The following is a 14,252-nucleotide window of genomic DNA, read 5'->3' as shown; positions in this document are numbered from 1 at the left end:
TTAACCCTTTGTCTCGCGGGCGCGGTCCGCATGGCCAAGATCGCGGCCAGGATCGAGCACGTCGCGCACGCGCTGCTTCAGTTCTGCCGCGTCTGGAAATCCGCCGTCGGTCTTGCGCTCCCAGATGAGCCGGTCGCCGAGCCGGATCTCGAAAATTCCGCCAGTGCCCGGAATCAGCGTGACGCCGCCGAGGTCCTCCCCGAACGTCGACAACAGCTCCTGCGCCATCCAGCCGGCGCGTAAAAGCCAGTTGCACTGGCGGCAATACGTGATGGAGATCACGGGTTTGGTCATATCGCCTTCCCTCTCGGGCGGCCATTTGGCCACGGCGGTCGCCGCCTGCCAAGGGAGAAATCCGCTCGACCGATTCGCAACAAAGTTGCTCATTTTGGCGCTTTGGCAGGCGTTCGGCGGATATCATCGCGGATTTCTGGCGCACGCGGCGTTCGAATCCTTGGCGTGCCGGCCCGGTTTCTGGCATTGTGTCGCTGGACGTGCCGGGGGTCCGCCCCGGAGCGAAACGTTTGACTTGTGACCGGAAAGAAAAATCTCATGACCAAGACCATTTCCAGCATCATCATTTTCACACTGACAATTGCCACGCTGCCCAGCGCAGCCATGGCCTATATCGGACCCGGCGTTGGTGCCGGGGCGATCGCCGCCGTCATCGGCGTTCTCGGCTCCGTATTTCTCGCCATCGTCGCGGTACTCTACTATCCGATCAAGCGGATGATGAAGGGGCGCAAGGCGCGGGCGGAAAAGTCGTCCCAGCCGGGCAAGCCTGCCGAATAAATGATCTGGATCTATGTTCTCGTTGCTGCGGCGCTTGCGAGCGAGGCGTTTCTGCGCCTGCCGCTCATTCCCGTAATCCGCCGCGTCACCGAAACATCGCGCAAGTCCAGCCGCGTGCTGACGTCCAAGCGCATCTCGGATCACTGGAAGGAAAAGATTCTGCCCTCCTACGCCTGGGTGATCGGCAAGGGATCGGTCCAGTTCTTCGCGATGCTGTGCCTCGCGCTTCTGCCGGTCGCCGCGCTCGGTCTCATCTTTCCCGGCGGCATGTCGGCCTGGGTGGCGGCGCTGATGCGGCCGGCGGTCATCGCGGTCCTCTGCATTGGCTCGATCCTCTATATCTGGCTCAGGCTGAAGGTGGCGCGTGCCTGACTATTCCGCGCTCGACCGTATGCTGCACAGGCTCGCGCTCGCGTCCCCGATGCGGGCCGAGATGCTGCACGACATCGAGCGCGGGATGTATCTGAAAGTCGCGCCCGAGGACAACGGCCGGCACGTTTTCGTCACCGGGCTGGCACGTGCCGGCACGACGATTCTCATGCGCGAGATCCACCGGACGGGCGCCTTCGGCTCGCTCACCTATGCCGACATGCCCTTCGTGCTCGCCCCCAATCTCTGGGCGAAGATCAGCCGCAAGGGCCGGACGCCGGGCAAGAAGGCCGAGCGCGCGCATGGCGACGGGATCGAGGTCGACACCCAAAGCCCCGAAGCGCTCGACGAGGTCTACTGGCGGATGTTCGACGGCGCCGCCTATATCGGCGCCGATGGGCTGAAGCCGCACGAGCCAACCGAGGAGCTCATCGACGGCTACCGCGATCTTATCCGGCTGGTTTTGCTCAGGACCGACCGCTGGCGCTATGTCTCGAAGAACAACAACAACATCCTGCGCCTCGGCGCGCTCGCCCGCGCGATGCCCGAGGCGCAGTTCCTCGTGCCGCTCCGCCAGCCGCTCGCCCACGCCGCGAGCCTCTTGGGCCAGCACCGCCGCTTCCGCGACGCCGATCCCTTCACACGCGACTACATGACCTGGCTCGGCCACCACGAATTCGGCGCGACCCACCGGCCCTTTCTCTTCGGCGCGCGGCCCGAGGGCGATCCGGACGGCATGGACTACTGGCTTCGGCTGTGGGTCGCGGCCTATTCCGCGCTCGACCGCACCGAGGCGGAGGCGAACAACGTCTGCTTCGTGCCGTATGAGGCGCTCTCTGCCGATCCCGCGATCTGGCAGGCAATCGCGCGCCGCATCGGGGTGAAGGCCGGCCCGGCTGCAGAGCTTCGGCGGGTGAGCGACAAGGACCCCGAAACGCACGATGCCGACCTCGCCCGCGAGGCCGCCGAGCTGCATGACCGGCTCGAGGCGCGCGGATTCGCGGCGCTCACGCCGGATGCCCCCGCAGCGGCGGAAGCCGCGAGCTCCTGATCGCTACGACTTCCGGAAACTCACGACCCAGCCGCTGTCATCCCGGTGCTCGCCCTCCGCGCCCGGCCCGTAGATCCGGAACGGCTCGGTCCTGAACCCGGCGATCCGGTCGGCCAGCCCGGCGAAATGTGCGGCGAACCCGGCCGTCTCGTAGAACACGCCATGGACCGTGACCGCGAAGATCCCACCGGGCCGCGTCACCCTCAATAGCTCGTCGAACGCCTCAGGCCCGACATGGCCGGTCGTGAACGTTCCCGCGCTCACGCAGCCCGCATAGGCGGCGTCGCCGAGGGCCAGTTCCCGGGTCAGGTCGCCCACGATCGTCCGCCGGTAGACGCCCTTCTCCGCCGCCGTCTCCAGCATCTCGGCCGATATGTCGAGCCCGTCGACCGGACCGATCCCCGCCTCCGCCAGCGACTCGCCGACCAGCCCGGTCCCCGCGCCAACGTCGAGAACCGGCCCCTGACCGCCCAGCGCCACATAGGCGGCGGCGATTACCGCAGGGCTCTGGTAGCTCATCGCCTCGGCGAAATCGCTGTCGTAGCTAGCCGCCCAGTCGCGGTAGTAGCGCACCGAATCCGCAGGCGTCCTCAGCGCGTAGGCGCCGTCGAGATCGTGTTCGTCGTCTGTCATGACCTCATCCCGCCATCCCGGCCGCGCAGGGTCAAGCCGCGTCGAAGTCCAGGACCAGCTTCTCGGTCACCGGCCGCGACTGGCAGGCGAGCGTGTAGCCCGCCTCGATCTCCCACGGCTCGAGCGAATAGTTCACCGCCATCTCGGCCTGGCCCTCCACCACCTTGCAGCGGCAGGTGCAGCACATCCCGCCGTGGCACGACCACGGCAGGTCCACCCCCTGCCGCGCCGCCGCGTCGATGATGCCGGTATCCTTGTCCTCGTAGCGGAACGCGCGCCGCCGCCCATCGTGCACGACCTCCACCGCCGCGCCCTTCGCCGCCACCGCCTCCGCTGCCTTAGACGGCGTACGAGGCGCGTCGCCCGACGGGGTGAAATGTTCCTGATGGATGCGCTCCGGCGCGACGCCCATCGCCGCGAGCCCCGCCGACAGCGTCTCGATCATCCCGCCCGGCCCGCAGAGGAAGACGCCCTTAGCCCCCTTCGGGTCGATCACCCCCGCCGCCGCCAGCGCCGCGAGCTTCTCCGCGTCGATCCGGCCGTTCAGCAGTTCCACGTCCTGAAACTCCCGGCTCAGCACATGGATCACGGAGAACCGGCCCATGTATCGGTCCTTGAGCGCGTCGAGCGCGGCGCGGAACATGATCGTCTCGACGCTTCGGTTGCCGTAGACAAGCGTCACGAGGCCGCCCGCCTTCAGTGCCGCCGCCGCAATCGCCATCATCGGCGTGATCCCCGACCCCGCCGCGATGAGCAGGACGTCGCACTCGCCGCGCCAGAAGAACCGCCCCTCCGGCGCCATCACCTGAAGCCGGTCGCCGGGCCTCAGCCCCCGGGCGAATTCCGAAAACGCCCCGCCGCGAAGATGCTTCACCCCGACCGACAGGGCCTCGCCGGGGCCCGAGGCGATGGAGTAGGACCGGCGGACGTCCTGCCCGTCGACCGTGGCCCGCAGCGTCAGGTGTTGGCCCGGCTCGAAGGCGAAGGCGTCGCGGAGCGGCCCGGGCAGATCGAAGATGATCCGGACCGCCTCTGCCGTCTCCGGCCCGACCTCACGGATCGCCAGCTCATGAAACGCCATGCCCGCCCCTCAGATGCACTTGAAGTAGTCGAACGGCTCGGAGCACTCCGAGCAGCGGTAAAGCGCCTTGCAGGCGGTCGAGCCGAACTCGCTGACCCGTTCCGTCGCCTCCGATCCGCAGCGCGGGCAGGCGACGACCGGCGCGGTGAAGAGCGACGCCCTGCCGCCCGCGACCGGCGGCGCGATGCCATAGGCGCGAAGCTTCTCGCGCCCTTCCGCGCTGATCCAGTCGGTGGTCCAGGCAGGCGCCAGCACGCGCTCGATCCGCGCCTCGATGCCCGCCTCACGCAGCGCCGCCTCGACGGCGAGTTCGATCGCCACCACCGCAGGACAGCCGGAATAGGTCGGCGACAGGCGCACTACGATCTTGCCCTCCTCCTCCGCGACCCCGCGCAGGATGCCGAGATCGGCGACCGTCACCACGGGGATCTCCGGGTCAGGCACGGAACCGGCGATCTCGGCCACGTGAGTAAGGTCGCCGCTCACCAGACCGCCCCCCGATGGACGCGCGCGACCGATTGCATCTCGGCCAGTAGATGCCCCAGATCCTCGCCATGCAGTCCCGCGCGGCCGCCCGACTGCATGTGGACGCCGTCGGGCAGCGTAAGCCGCGCTTCGGCGAAGACGGTCCCGATCAACCGATCCCAATCCGCGTAGATCTCCGCCCGGACCGGTAAGACACCCGCCGCCTCGGCGGCCCGCGCCGCCAGTGAGCTCTCGAACAACTCCCCCGTGTAGCGGTGCAGCGCATCGACCGCGCGGGCCAGCCGCGCCGCGCTCTCCTCCGTCCCGTCGCCCAGCCGGATCACCCATTCCCCGGCATGGCGGACGTGATAGGCGACCTCCTTCACCGCCTTCCCGGCAATCCCGCGCAGCGCCTCGTCCGCGCTCGACATGGCCGCGCGCCAATACGGCTCCATGAACGCGGCGAAGTAGAGCTGACGCAGCATCGTCGCCGCGAAGTCGCCGTTCGGCCGCTCGACGAGCAGGCAGTTGCGATACTCCCGCTCACCGCGGAAATACGCGAAATCGTCCTCGCCTCGCCCTCTGCCCTCGATCTCTCCCGCCCGCGCATAAAGCCCGCGCGCCGCTCCGATCAAATCCAGCGCCATGTTTGGCAGCGCCAGATCCTCCTCCAGCATCGGCGCGTGGCCGCACCACTCCGACAGCCGGTGACCGAGCACCAGACAGTCGTCCGCGACTTCCAGAAGCGCCTCGTGGACCATCACATGTGCCCCACTTCGTCCGGGACCTCGTAGAAGGTCGGATGGCGGTAGATCTTGTCACCCGTCGGCGCGAACATCTCGTCGGCATGGTCAGGGTCAGAGGCCGTGATCGCCGCCGACGGTACGACCCAGATCGAATTGCCCTCGCCGCGCCGCGTGTAGACGTCCCGCGCCGCCTGCAATGCCATTACGGCATCGGCGGCGTGGAGCGATCCCACATGCTTGTGCGCCAGCCCGTTCCGGGGCCGGATAAACACTTCCCAAAGCGGTGTTTCTGCCATGTTCTCTTCTTCTGTTTGAAAATACCTCACGGGGGTCCGGGGGTGTGAAACCCCCGGGTCGCTCGCCGCCTATTCCGCCGCGACGTTCCGCGCGGCGCGCTTCGCCGCATGGGCCAGGGCCGCCTCGCGTACCCAGGCGCCGTCGTCCCAGGCCTTCTTCCGCGCCGCGATCCGGTCGCGCGCCATCGGGCCTTCGCCCTCCACCACGCGCCAGAACTCGTCCCAGTCGATCGACCCGTGACGATAGCCGCCGCGGCCCTCGTTCAGCGTTTCATCCCAGCGCAGCTCCGGATCGGGCACCGTCAGCCCAAGATACTCCGCCTGAGGCACCGTCGCGTCGATGAACTTCTGTCTCAACTCGTCATTCGTGAACCGCTTGATCTTCCAGGTCATCGACTGCTCGGTATGGGGGCTGTCGGCGTCATGCGGCCCGAACATCATCAGCGAGGGCCACCACCAGCGGTCGAGCGCATCCTGCGCCATCGCCCTCTGCGCCTCCGTGCCACGGCACAGCGTCAGCATGATCTCGAAGCCCTGCCTCTGGTGGAACGACTCCTCCTTGCAGATGCGGATCATCGCGCGGGCATAGGGCCCGAAGGAACAGCGGCACAAGGGAATCTGGTTCATGATCGCCGCGCCGTCCACGAGCCAGCCGATCGCGCCTATATCGGCCCAAGTCAGCGTCGGATAATTGAAGATCGAGGAATACTTGGCCTTCCCGGCCAGAAGCTCCTCGGTCATCTCGTCGCGTGTCACGCCGAGCGTCTCGGCCGCGCAATAGAGATAGAGCCCGTGTCCCGCCTCGTCCTGCACCTTGGCCAGCAGCACCGCCTTGCGCTTCAAGGACGGCGCGCGGGTGATCCAGTTGCCCTCGGGCAGCATGCCGACGATCTCGGAATGCGCGTGCTGGCCGATCTGGCGCACCAGCGTGCGGCGATAGCCCTCGGGCATCGCGTCCTTCGGCTCGATCTTTTCCTCGGCGTCGATACGCGCCTGGAAGGCCGCAAGGAACTCCTCCGTCTCTTCGGTCCGCCCGTCGGCGCCGATCAGACCCTGACTGTACATGCGCGTCCTCCTGAGGTGCCCATAATACGTTACTAATCGCCTCAGTCCAATCACATTTCGTAACGGAAAGGGCCCTTGCGCGCCCCGATCGCAGCCGGGATAGTCCGGCCATGACCGGATCGCTCCTGTCCCTTGGCCACGGCTATTCCGCCGCAGCACTTGCCCGCCGGCTCGAAGGCTGGCGGATCATAGGCACGACGCGGCGGACAGAGAAGGCCGACAGGCTCCGCCGGCAGGGGATAGAGGCGCTTCTCTGGCCGGGCGAGGATCTATCCCGGGCGATTGCCGGGGCCACCCACATCCTCGCCTCGATCGCGCCGGGAGATGCGGGCGACCCCGTCCTTGCCGACTACGCCGACACCATCGCCGCGGCCTCACCGCATCTGAAGTGGGTCGGCTATCTCTCCACGACCGGCGTCTACGGCGACCACCAGGGCGGATGGGTGGACGAGACGACGCCGCTCACGCCCACGACGAAGCGCGGCCGCATCCGCGTCATAGCCGAGCGCCAGTGGCAGGACCTCGCGGCGCGCGCCGGACTGCCCCTTCACATCTTTCGCCTCGCCGGGATCTACGGCCCCGGCCGCGGCCCGTTCGAAAAGGTGCGGAACGGCACTGCCCGCCGCATCATCCGGGAAAACCAGTATTTCAGTCGCATCCATGTCGAGGATATCGCGACCGTGCTCGCGGCCTCCATCGCCCGGCCCGATCCCGGCGCCATCTACAACGTCGCCGACGACGACCCCTCGCCGCCCGAGGAGGTTCTCGCCGAGGCCGCCCGTCTCCTCGGCCTGCCGCCGCCGCCTGAAGTGCCCTTCGAAGAAGCTGATCTGACGCCGCTTGCGCGGAGTTTCTACACGGAGTCGAAGCGCGTCCGGAACGAGAAGATCAAAAGCGCACTCGGGGTCAAGTTGGCTTACCCGGACTACCAGGCGGGACTGAAGGCGCTGTTGCGGGACACGGGATAGGTCGCGCGCCGGTCAGGCCCGCACCAGCCGCTCGTATTCCGTGGCCACCCGCTTCGTCAGCTCGCCGACCTCGAAGCTGTAGTCCCCGATCGATCCGACCGGCGTGACTTCGGCCGCCGTGCCGGTCAGCCAGCACTGCTCAAAGCCTTCCAGCTCCTCGGGCATGATGTGGCGCTCGTTCACCTTGATCTGCATGTCCTTCAGCATCTGGATGACCGTCTGCCGGGTCAGGCCGTTCAGGAAGCAGTCGGGCTTGGGCGTATGGACCTCGCCCTCCTTGACGAAGAAGATGTTGGCGCCCGTCGCCTCGGCGACATAGCCGCGATAGTCGTACATCATCGCGTCGGAACAGCCCTTGGCCTCGGCCGCGTGCTTCGACATCGTGCAGATCATGTAGAGCCCCGCCGCCTTCGCCTCGCACGGGATCGTCGCCGGGTCGGGCCGCCGCCACTTGGCGATGTCGAGCTTCGCACCCTTCATCTTGGCATCACCGTAATAGCTGCCCCATTCCCAGGCCGCGACCGCCATGCGGACCGGGTTGCGCTTGGCCGCGACGCCCATGTCCTCGCCCGCGCCGCGCCAGGCCAGCGCCCTAACATAGGCGTTGTCCCAGCCATTGGCCTTCAGCACCGCCTCTTTCGCGGCCTCGATCTGATCGACCGTGTAGGGGATCGGCATGTCGAGCAGCTCGCCCGACCGCAAAAGCCGCGCGGAATGTTCCCGGCTCTTGAAGATCTTGCCGTCGTAGCAGCGCTCGCCCTCGAATACCGAAGAGGCGTAGTGCATGGCGTGGGTCAGGATGTGCACTTTGGCGTCGCGCCATTCCACGAGCTCGCCGTCCATCCAGATCTTGCCGTCGCGATCGTCATAGGCCCCAACCATTCCGTCCTCCTCGGGTGCGCCCGTTTGCGAAAATTGCGCGAATTAGGTCCACATCGGACACATTGTTGCGCCAAATCCGGCATTCGCTAACAGTTGAGTCTTGGAAAGTCAACATCACTGACATAAAATCGCCTCGTGAAGGGTAACAGGCGAAGAAAGCCGGGGGATCAGTGCGATGGCGGTGGGCAGTCCGGGGACGCAGAGCGGCGAGAGCCTCCTGTTCCTGACCGACGAACAGTTGAGAAAGGGAATCGAGGCGATGTTCTTCGCCTATCGCGCCTTCACGGCCGATCCCGACCGGATTCTCGAAAACTACGAATATGGCCGCGCCCATCACCGGGCGATCCACTTCATTAACCGCCAGCCGGGGCTGACGGTGAACACGCTCCTGACGACACTCGGTGTGACCAAGCAGTCGCTGAACCGGGTGCTGAGGACGCTCGTCGAAGACGGGCTCGTCGAGGCCCGCGTGGGCCGCCGCGACAAGCGCGAACGCAACCTGTTCCTGACCCAGAAGGGGGCCGAGCTGGAACGCGAACTCTCAGACGCCCAGCGCGCCCGGATGCGAGCGGCCTACCGCGCGGCGGGTCCGACGGCGGTCGCGGGCTTCCGGCAGGTCCTCGAAGCGATGATGGACCCCGAGATCAGGCGGTACTATCAATCGATGAAGGATGGTGCGGCATGAGTGAACAGCCCGACGTGCATCTGCTGATCGTCGATGACGACGAGCGCATCAGGAGCCTCCTGCAGAAATTCCTCGTGCGGCATGGCTTCTGGGTATCTGCTGCGCGCGACGCCGCGCATGCCCGGCGGCTGCTCGGGGGGCTGGAATTCGACCTGATCGTGCTCGACGTGATGATGCCCGGCGAGGACGGGATCAGCTTCACCCGCGATCTGCGCGAGACGATGCAGACGCCGATCCTGCTGCTCACCGCGCGGGGCGAGACCTCGGACCGTATCACGGGGCTCGAGGCCGGGGCGGACGACTACCTCTCCAAGCCTTTCGAGCCCAAGGAACTGCTGCTCCGGATCAATGCCATCCTCCGCCGCGCGCCGCTTGAGGCGACGCCGAAGGTGCCGAAGGTGCTGCATCTCGGACAGGTGCGCTACGACGTCGACCGGGGCGAGATGTGGCACGGCGACATCCAGGTCCGGCTGACCGCGACGGAGGCCGCGCTGATGCGGATCTTCGCCGCTCGTCCGGGCGAACCGGTCAGCAGGGGCGAGCTTGTGGAAGACCTGAATCGCGGCACCGGGCGGGGTGAAAGCGGACAAAGCCAGGAACGCGCGGTCGACGTCCAGATCACCCGGCTGCGCCGCAAGTTCGAGGCGGACCCGAAGCAGCCGCGCTATCTTCAGACGGTGCGCGGTGCGGGCTACATGCTCGCGCCCGAATGAGGTGGGCGACAGCCGGCTGCACCGGCACCAGCGCCTGACAAGAGGGGGACAGGCACATGAGCACGATCCTATATACGCACGCATCGAGCCTCTCCCACGTGACGCCGCCCGGCCATCCCGAAAGGGTGGAGCGGATGCATGCGGTCGCCGCCGCGCTTTCGGATACGGAGTTCGCCGCGCTCGACCGGCGCGAGGCGCCCCAGGCCGCGGCCGACGAGGTGCTGCGCGGCCACTCCATCGCCTATGTCGACCGGATCCGCGCCGCGCAGCCCGACGACGGCTGGTCCCAGCTCGATCCCGATACGTTCATGGCGCCCGCGTCGTGGGAAGCCGCACTCCGCATCGTCGGCGCGGCCGAGGCGGCGGTCGACGCCGTGCTCGCGGGCGAGGCCGCGAACGCCTTCGTCGCCATGCGCCCGCCCGGACACCACGCCGAACGCGAGCGCGCAATGGGGTTCTGCCTCTTCGGCACGGTCGCGATCGCGGCGAAATATGCGCTCGACCATCACCGGCTGGGCCGTGTCGCGGTTCTCGATTTCGACGTCCACCACGGCAACGGAACGCAGGACATCCTCTGGGACGAGCCGCGCGCGATGTTCGTCTCGTCCCACCAGATGCCGCTCTATCCCGGCACCGGCGCGGCCTCGGAAACCGGCGCGCATGGCCAGATCGTCAACCTGCCTCTCGGTCCCGGCACGGGCGGGCACGAGATGCGCGCGGCGTGGGAAAGTGCGCTTCCCCAGGTCGCTGAATTCGAGCCCGAGCTGATCCTGGTCTCCGCAGGCTTCGACGCCCATCGCGACGACCCGCTGGCCAACCTCAACTGGACCGGCCCCGACTTCGCCTGGATCACCCACGCGATCATGGACGTTGCCGAGGATTGCTGCTCCGGCCGGGTGGTATCCTCCCTCGAGGGTGGCTATGATCTCGACGCGTTGGGCGCCTCGGTCGCCCTGCATGTGAAGGTGCTGATGGAGCGGGGCGCATGAGCGACATTTCCAAGATGAGCTTCGAAGAGGCCATGAAGGCGCTGGAAGCGGTCGTGCGCGACCTCGAATCCGGCAATGTCGAGCTGGAGAAGTCCATCGCGCTCTATGAGCAGGGCGCCAAGCTCAAGGCGCATTGCGAAAAGAAGCTGAAAGAGGCCGAGGAGAAGGTCGCCAAGATCACCCTCGGGACCGACGGCCAGCCCACCGGAACCGAACCGGTCGAAGGGCTCTAGTGTTCCCAGACCGTCTGAAAACGGCGCAGGACGGCGTTCAGGCCGCGCTCGACGCGGCGCTGGCGGCGCGCGCCGAGGTGGCGGTGATCCACGCGATGCGCTATGCGCTGAAGGGCGGCAAGCGGCTCCGCGCCTTTCTCGTTCTCGAAGGCGCGGCCCTGCACGGACTGGCCGCGAAGACGGCCATGCCCGCCGCCGCCGCCGTCGAGGCGCTGCATGCCTATTCGCTCATCCACGACGACCTGCCGTGCATGGACGACGACGATCTCAGGCGCGGCCGTCCGACCGTGCATGTGGAGTGGGACGAGGCGACGGCGGTCCTTGCCGGCGACGCGCTCCAGACCCTCGCCTTCGAGCTTTGCACCGACCCGGTGCTGGGCCCTGCCGACCGCCGGATCGAGCTTGTGCGGTCCCTCGCCCTCGCCTCGGGCGCCGAGGGCATGGTGCTCGGCCAGGCGCTCGACATCGCCGCCGAAAGCGCGCCGCGCGCGCTGACGCTGGACGAGATCACCGCGCTTCAGGCAGGCAAGACCGGCGCCCTCATCGCCTTCGCCGCCACGGCGGGCGCGGTGCTCTCGAATGCCGACCGCGCGCCGCTGGCCGCCTATGCCCGCGCGCTCGGCCTCGCCTTCCAGATCACCGACGACATCCTCGACGTCGAGGGCGACCCCGAGAAAGCCGGCAAGCGGTTGAAGAAGGACATCGCGGCGGGCAAGGCGACCTTCGTCTCGCTCCTCGGCATTGACGCCGCGAAGGCCCGCGCCAGGGAACTCGTCGCAGAGGCGGAAGAAGCCCTCGCGAGCTTTGGTTCCGCCGCGGAACCCTTGCGGCAGGTTGCGCGTTTTGTGATCGAACGTGAGGCCTGATGCCCTGAAATTGCCGTAACGGCACACTGGTATTTGCCCAATCCAGACTCCAGCATAGGGGCGAGGGGGTATCGGGCCGGCGCGCTGGCCCAACTTGGGGAAGAGATGGATGAGACATAACGAGTTCATGTTGGCCGCCATGGCCGAGATCGGGGCGATGCGCAAATTGCTCGTCCACGCACTCGCGCTAAGGCTGATCGAGGAACCCGCGCCGATGGAAGTTCTCGATTTCCTTGGCCTGCAACTCACCGCCACACCGACGGCGCCGTCCAATACCGGAGGAGCGCTGGATCCCGTGACATCGGACTATCTTGCCGCGCTGACCGACGAGCACACCGATTCGCTTGTCAACGATCTGCGCGAAAGGGTTCGTACCATCACCGGCTAGGGGAAGAATTCCGGCGGCGGCGCGACAAAGACGTCTGCCACGTAGGGTTCGAGATCGGGCCGGATGCGCGCAGCATGCGCTTCGGTGCCCTGCGCGACCGCCCTGGCCGCATCGAGCCCGAAGACATCGGTGAAATGTGACTGCGGCGCCGTAACCGACAGGGTATTGAGGTTGCCCGCCTCGATCGTGAACCCAAGTTCGCTCAGGCGTTTTCTGATCTCGGCGACCCGGTCCTCGGCCAAATCTCCCGCCGTCAGATTGTCCGATGCGGCCGTCACCGGCCCTTTCAGATCAAGGATCGATCGTCCATCCTCGCGCTTCATCACCAGCTGCGCCGTGATGGGGGTCTCTTCGTTCATGCCATCCTCCGGACGATGGGTGGCGCGCCGGTGCATCGGCGCGCCACCCCACGATGCCTCACCGAGATCGCAAGGTCTCGATCAGATCTTCAACGAACTCGGTCGAGATTTCGGGCATCTTGCCGGAAGAAACCATGGCAAGCTGCTCTTCCTTCGGCGCCGCGAAGAAGGCCGTTGCGACATCGCCCATCGTGTTGAGATAGGCCCATTTCGCATCGGCCAGACCCGCGCCAGTCGCAAGGTCAGGGCCGGCAACGGCGGTTTCACCATGCGCGGTCGTGCCCTTCTTCACGTCGCGGGCGGACTTCATGAGCTTGTCCTTGACCTGAACCGGCGTCAGAGCCGGGTTCTTTTCAAGCATCAGCGCGACGATCCCCGCGATCTGCGGGCACGCCGCCGACGTGCCGGAGAAAAGACCCCAGCCGTCATTGCCCGGCCCGGTTGGCGGGTCGATCGTGTCAAGCTGCGCGCCCTCCTGCACCGGCAAGAGGATCGAGGGCGCCTTGCCGCCTCCGATATTCACCCGTTTGCCGGTCAAGCCGCACAGATCCGGGGACGCCCGGCCGGGATACCAGGTGGACATGAAACTCGACACATAGCTCGATGCCTCGAAATCCGTGATATCCGGCAGGTTCACATGCACGCCGCCGACCGAGATCACATCGGGATGGCTTCCAGGAAAGCCGAAATGCCCGTTGCCCGCCGAGAAGCAGACGACGATCCCGCTGGCCACCGCGTTCGCAATCGCCAATTCAAGCGGCTTCAGCCAGATCGGGATCGAGGTACCTGGCCTGTCCGCGTCGTAGCCCCAGCTGTTGGTGATGACCTGCGGCGTCGGCGTCGCGTTCACGGCGGTGTTGATCGCGCCGGTCGTGTCATTGCCCATTTTCACCGGAATAAGCCGCGCGTCTGGCGCGCAGGCGAAGACGTTCGCCGCCTCGCCGGTGCCATGACCGACCATGTCGTCGTTGGGATCTGTCGCACCGGGCGCCAAAAGTGTCTTGTACACCCGATAGCCCCGTTCGGCGTAGAACGGGTGCTTGTACATGCCGGTATCGGGCATCGCCACGACGACGCCCTTGCCGGTCACACCCAACCGATGAACCCGCGCCGCCCTCAGCATGACCGCGATCCCGTCCGGGACGCGGAAATAGGGATAGGCGTTGGCATGAACCGTCGCGATGGGCGGAATTGGTGACGGCGCGAAATAGATCGGCGGACGCGCGACCACCGCGCCTTCGATCAGGTCGGCGAAATCGTCCGGTGCCTTCATCAGCGCCTCTGCCGGTTCTTCGCTCGTTGCCATGAACGTGGTTTCCACGCCCGGCCCGATCTCGGCCTTCTGCTTGGTGATCTTGGCACCGAAGAATTCCTTGAACAGCTTTGCGCTGCCGCCGATCTGCACCGTGCTGCCTTTGGGGTCGCTCGCCTCCTTGAACACGTGGAAGCCCGCGCGGGTGAGCGCCTTGATGCAGTCGCGCACATCGCTCGGGTCCGAGGCGAACTGTGCAGCATTCTCCTTGGTGATCGCGACGGATTCGTCGAAGACCGAATAGGGGCCTACGGACCGCGGCGACACGGTTGCAATGACGTCGTACTCTTGACCGTTCATGGAGACCTCCTGAAAATGGATTGAAAAAAGGAAGTCCCAAACTACCACTCAACCCTGAG

The 14,252-nt window shown here is 66.5% G+C and carries 20 protein-coding genes; 10 read left to right on the top strand and 10 right to left on the bottom strand.

Going from position 1 to position 14,252, the window contains the following annotated elements; genetic code table 11:
- Positions 1–294 carry an Rdx family protein gene (locus DEA8626_RS13410; protein ID WP_108854055.1) on the bottom strand — a complete coding sequence of 98 codons (294 nt, stop codon included), beginning with the start codon at positions 292–294 and terminating at the stop codon, positions 1–3.
- Positions 295–552: 258 nt separating this feature from the next.
- Here DEA8626_RS13410 and DEA8626_RS13405 point away from each other — a divergent pair, with 258 nt between their 5' ends.
- From DEA8626_RS13405 to DEA8626_RS13395, 3 genes are read left to right on the top strand one after another with little or no spacing between them, the layout of a single operon-like run.
- Complete coding sequence (locus DEA8626_RS13405) at positions 553–792, top strand: hypothetical protein (protein ID WP_108853742.1); 240 nt, start codon at positions 553–555, stop codon at positions 790–792.
- Positions 793–1,164 carry a hypothetical protein gene (locus tag DEA8626_RS13400; protein WP_108853741.1) on the top strand — a complete coding sequence of 124 codons (372 nt, stop codon included), beginning with the start codon at positions 793–795 and terminating at the stop codon, positions 1,162–1,164. It abuts the gene before it with no gap.
- Positions 1,157–2,212: a sulfotransferase gene (locus DEA8626_RS13395; protein WP_108853740.1), complete on the top strand. Its 1,056-nt coding sequence runs from the start codon at positions 1,157–1,159 to the stop codon at positions 2,210–2,212. The genes DEA8626_RS13400 and DEA8626_RS13395 overlap by 8 nt, the downstream gene beginning before the upstream one ends.
- Before the next feature lie 3 nt (positions 2,213–2,215).
- Here DEA8626_RS13395 and DEA8626_RS13390 read toward each other — a convergent pair whose 3' ends face one another.
- From DEA8626_RS13390 to paaA, 6 genes are all read right to left on the bottom strand, one after another.
- On the bottom strand, positions 2,216–2,845 hold the full coding sequence (locus DEA8626_RS13390) for a class I SAM-dependent DNA methyltransferase (RefSeq protein WP_108853739.1): 630 nt from the start codon (positions 2,843–2,845) through the stop codon (positions 2,216–2,218).
- Between the two features lie 31 nt (positions 2,846–2,876).
- A complete protein-coding gene (locus DEA8626_RS13385) occupies positions 2,877–3,926 on the bottom strand; it encodes a 2Fe-2S iron-sulfur cluster-binding protein (RefSeq protein WP_108853738.1) in 1,050 nt (349 codons plus the stop codon).
- Positions 3,927–3,935: 9 nt separating this feature from the next.
- On the bottom strand, positions 3,936–4,415 hold the full coding sequence (gene paaD / locus DEA8626_RS13380; protein WP_219929205.1) for a 1,2-phenylacetyl-CoA epoxidase subunit PaaD: 480 nt from the start codon (positions 4,413–4,415) through the stop codon (positions 3,936–3,938).
- Positions 4,409–5,152 carry a 1,2-phenylacetyl-CoA epoxidase subunit PaaC gene (gene paaC, locus DEA8626_RS13375; RefSeq protein WP_108853737.1) on the bottom strand — a complete coding sequence of 248 codons (744 nt, stop codon included), beginning with the start codon at positions 5,150–5,152 and terminating at the stop codon, positions 4,409–4,411. Before paaC ends, paaD begins: the two co-directional genes overlap by 7 nt.
- The gene (gene paaB / locus DEA8626_RS13370) at positions 5,152–5,433 is read right to left on the bottom strand and encodes a 1,2-phenylacetyl-CoA epoxidase subunit PaaB (protein ID WP_108853736.1); all 282 of its coding nucleotides are present in this window, start codon (positions 5,431–5,433) and stop codon (positions 5,152–5,154) included. Before paaB ends, paaC begins: the two co-directional genes overlap by 1 nt.
- A gap of 69 nt (positions 5,434–5,502) precedes the next feature.
- Positions 5,503–6,498, bottom strand: coding sequence for a 1,2-phenylacetyl-CoA epoxidase subunit PaaA (gene paaA / locus DEA8626_RS13365; protein WP_108853735.1), 996 nt, complete (start codon positions 6,496–6,498; stop codon positions 5,503–5,505).
- Between the two features lie 110 nt (positions 6,499–6,608).
- Here paaA and DEA8626_RS13360 point away from each other — a divergent pair, with 110 nt between their 5' ends.
- A complete protein-coding gene (locus tag DEA8626_RS13360) occupies positions 6,609–7,466 on the top strand; it encodes an SDR family oxidoreductase (RefSeq protein ID WP_108853734.1) in 858 nt (285 codons plus the stop codon).
- A gap of 12 nt (positions 7,467–7,478) precedes the next feature.
- Here the strand turns inward: DEA8626_RS13360 and DEA8626_RS13355 are convergent, their stop codons facing one another.
- Entirely contained in the window at positions 7,479–8,348 is an 870-nt protein-coding gene (locus tag DEA8626_RS13355; protein ID WP_108853733.1) for a branched-chain amino acid aminotransferase, read from the bottom strand.
- Between the two features lie 175 nt (positions 8,349–8,523).
- Here DEA8626_RS13355 and DEA8626_RS13350 point away from each other — a divergent pair, with 175 nt between their 5' ends.
- From DEA8626_RS13350 to DEA8626_RS13325, 6 genes are all read left to right on the top strand, one after another.
- On the top strand, positions 8,524–9,033 hold the full coding sequence (locus DEA8626_RS13350) for a MarR family winged helix-turn-helix transcriptional regulator (protein ID WP_108853732.1): 510 nt from the start codon (positions 8,524–8,526) through the stop codon (positions 9,031–9,033).
- On the top strand, positions 9,030–9,746 hold the full coding sequence (locus tag DEA8626_RS13345; RefSeq protein ID WP_108853731.1) for a response regulator: 717 nt from the start codon (positions 9,030–9,032) through the stop codon (positions 9,744–9,746). The genes DEA8626_RS13350 and DEA8626_RS13345 overlap by 4 nt, the downstream gene beginning before the upstream one ends.
- A 56-nt stretch (positions 9,747–9,802) precedes the next feature.
- A complete protein-coding gene (locus DEA8626_RS13340; RefSeq protein ID WP_108853730.1) occupies positions 9,803–10,735 on the top strand; it encodes a histone deacetylase family protein in 933 nt (310 codons plus the stop codon).
- A complete protein-coding gene (locus DEA8626_RS13335; protein ID WP_108853729.1) occupies positions 10,732–10,968 on the top strand; it encodes an exodeoxyribonuclease VII small subunit in 237 nt (78 codons plus the stop codon). The genes DEA8626_RS13340 and DEA8626_RS13335 overlap by 4 nt, the downstream gene beginning before the upstream one ends.
- Positions 10,968–11,834 carry a polyprenyl synthetase family protein gene (locus DEA8626_RS13330; protein ID WP_245890863.1) on the top strand — a complete coding sequence of 289 codons (867 nt, stop codon included), beginning with the start codon at positions 10,968–10,970 and terminating at the stop codon, positions 11,832–11,834. Before DEA8626_RS13335 ends, DEA8626_RS13330 begins: the two co-directional genes overlap by 1 nt.
- Positions 11,835–11,943: 109 nt before the next feature.
- Positions 11,944–12,222 (top strand): hypothetical protein, encoded by a 279-nt coding sequence (locus tag DEA8626_RS13325; protein WP_108853728.1) that lies wholly within the window; start codon positions 11,944–11,946, stop codon positions 12,220–12,222.
- Here DEA8626_RS13325 and DEA8626_RS13320 read toward each other — a convergent pair.
- A complete protein-coding gene (locus tag DEA8626_RS13320; protein ID WP_108853727.1) occupies positions 12,219–12,581 on the bottom strand; it encodes a hypothetical protein in 363 nt (120 codons plus the stop codon). The genes DEA8626_RS13325 and DEA8626_RS13320 overlap by 4 nt on opposite strands.
- A 58-nt stretch (positions 12,582–12,639) precedes the next feature.
- Positions 12,640–14,193 (bottom strand): S8 family serine peptidase, encoded by a 1,554-nt coding sequence (locus tag DEA8626_RS13315; RefSeq protein WP_108853726.1) that lies wholly within the window; start codon positions 14,191–14,193, stop codon positions 12,640–12,642.
- Between the last annotated feature and the right edge of the window lie 59 nt (positions 14,194–14,252).

The sequence above is a fragment of the Defluviimonas aquaemixtae genome (assembly GCF_900302475.1).
In the GTDB taxonomy this organism is placed as follows: Bacteria; Pseudomonadota; Alphaproteobacteria; order Rhodobacterales; family Rhodobacteraceae; genus Albidovulum; species Albidovulum aquaemixtae.
Note: the sequence above shows the minus strand (reverse complement) of the source record. Positions and strands in the feature narration are given on the sequence as shown.

Bases quoted from the DNA above. Each gene is read 5' to 3' on its own strand.
- DEA8626_RS13410 (WP_108854055.1), bottom strand. From the start codon at position 294: ATGACCAAACCCGTGATCTCCATCACGTATTGCCGCCAGTGCAACTGG.
- DEA8626_RS13360 (WP_108853734.1), top strand. From the start codon at position 6,609: ATGACCGGATCGCTCCTGTCCCTTGGCCACGGCTATTCCGCCGCAGCA.
- DEA8626_RS13405 (WP_108853742.1), top strand. From the start codon at position 553: ATGACCAAGACCATTTCCAGCATCATCATTTTCACACTGACAATTGCC.
- DEA8626_RS13345 (WP_108853731.1), top strand. From the start codon at position 9,030: ATGAGTGAACAGCCCGACGTGCATCTGCTGATCGTCGATGACGACGAG.
- DEA8626_RS13315 (WP_108853726.1), bottom strand. From the start codon at position 14,193: ATGAACGGTCAAGAGTACGACGTCATTGCAACCGTGTCGCCGCGGTCC.
- paaA (WP_108853735.1), bottom strand. From the start codon at position 6,498: ATGTACAGTCAGGGTCTGATCGGCGCCGACGGGCGGACCGAAGAGACG.
- DEA8626_RS13400 (WP_108853741.1), top strand. From the start codon at position 793: ATGATCTGGATCTATGTTCTCGTTGCTGCGGCGCTTGCGAGCGAGGCG.
- DEA8626_RS13325 (WP_108853728.1), top strand. From the start codon at position 11,944: ATGAGACATAACGAGTTCATGTTGGCCGCCATGGCCGAGATCGGGGCG.
- DEA8626_RS13355 (WP_108853733.1), bottom strand. From the start codon at position 8,348: ATGGTTGGGGCCTATGACGATCGCGACGGCAAGATCTGGATGGACGGC.
- DEA8626_RS13350 (WP_108853732.1), top strand. From the start codon at position 8,524: ATGGCGGTGGGCAGTCCGGGGACGCAGAGCGGCGAGAGCCTCCTGTTC.
- DEA8626_RS13335 (WP_108853729.1), top strand. From the start codon at position 10,732: ATGAGCGACATTTCCAAGATGAGCTTCGAAGAGGCCATGAAGGCGCTG.
- DEA8626_RS13385 (WP_108853738.1), bottom strand. From the start codon at position 3,926: ATGGCGTTTCATGAGCTGGCGATCCGTGAGGTCGGGCCGGAGACGGCA.
- DEA8626_RS13320 (WP_108853727.1), bottom strand. From the start codon at position 12,581: ATGAACGAAGAGACCCCCATCACGGCGCAGCTGGTGATGAAGCGCGAG.
- paaC (WP_108853737.1), bottom strand. From the start codon at position 5,152: ATGGTCCACGAGGCGCTTCTGGAAGTCGCGGACGACTGTCTGGTGCTC.
- paaB (WP_108853736.1), bottom strand. From the start codon at position 5,433: ATGGCAGAAACACCGCTTTGGGAAGTGTTTATCCGGCCCCGGAACGGG.
- DEA8626_RS13340 (WP_108853730.1), top strand. From the start codon at position 9,803: ATGAGCACGATCCTATATACGCACGCATCGAGCCTCTCCCACGTGACG.
- DEA8626_RS13390 (WP_108853739.1), bottom strand. From the start codon at position 2,845: ATGACAGACGACGAACACGATCTCGACGGCGCCTACGCGCTGAGGACG.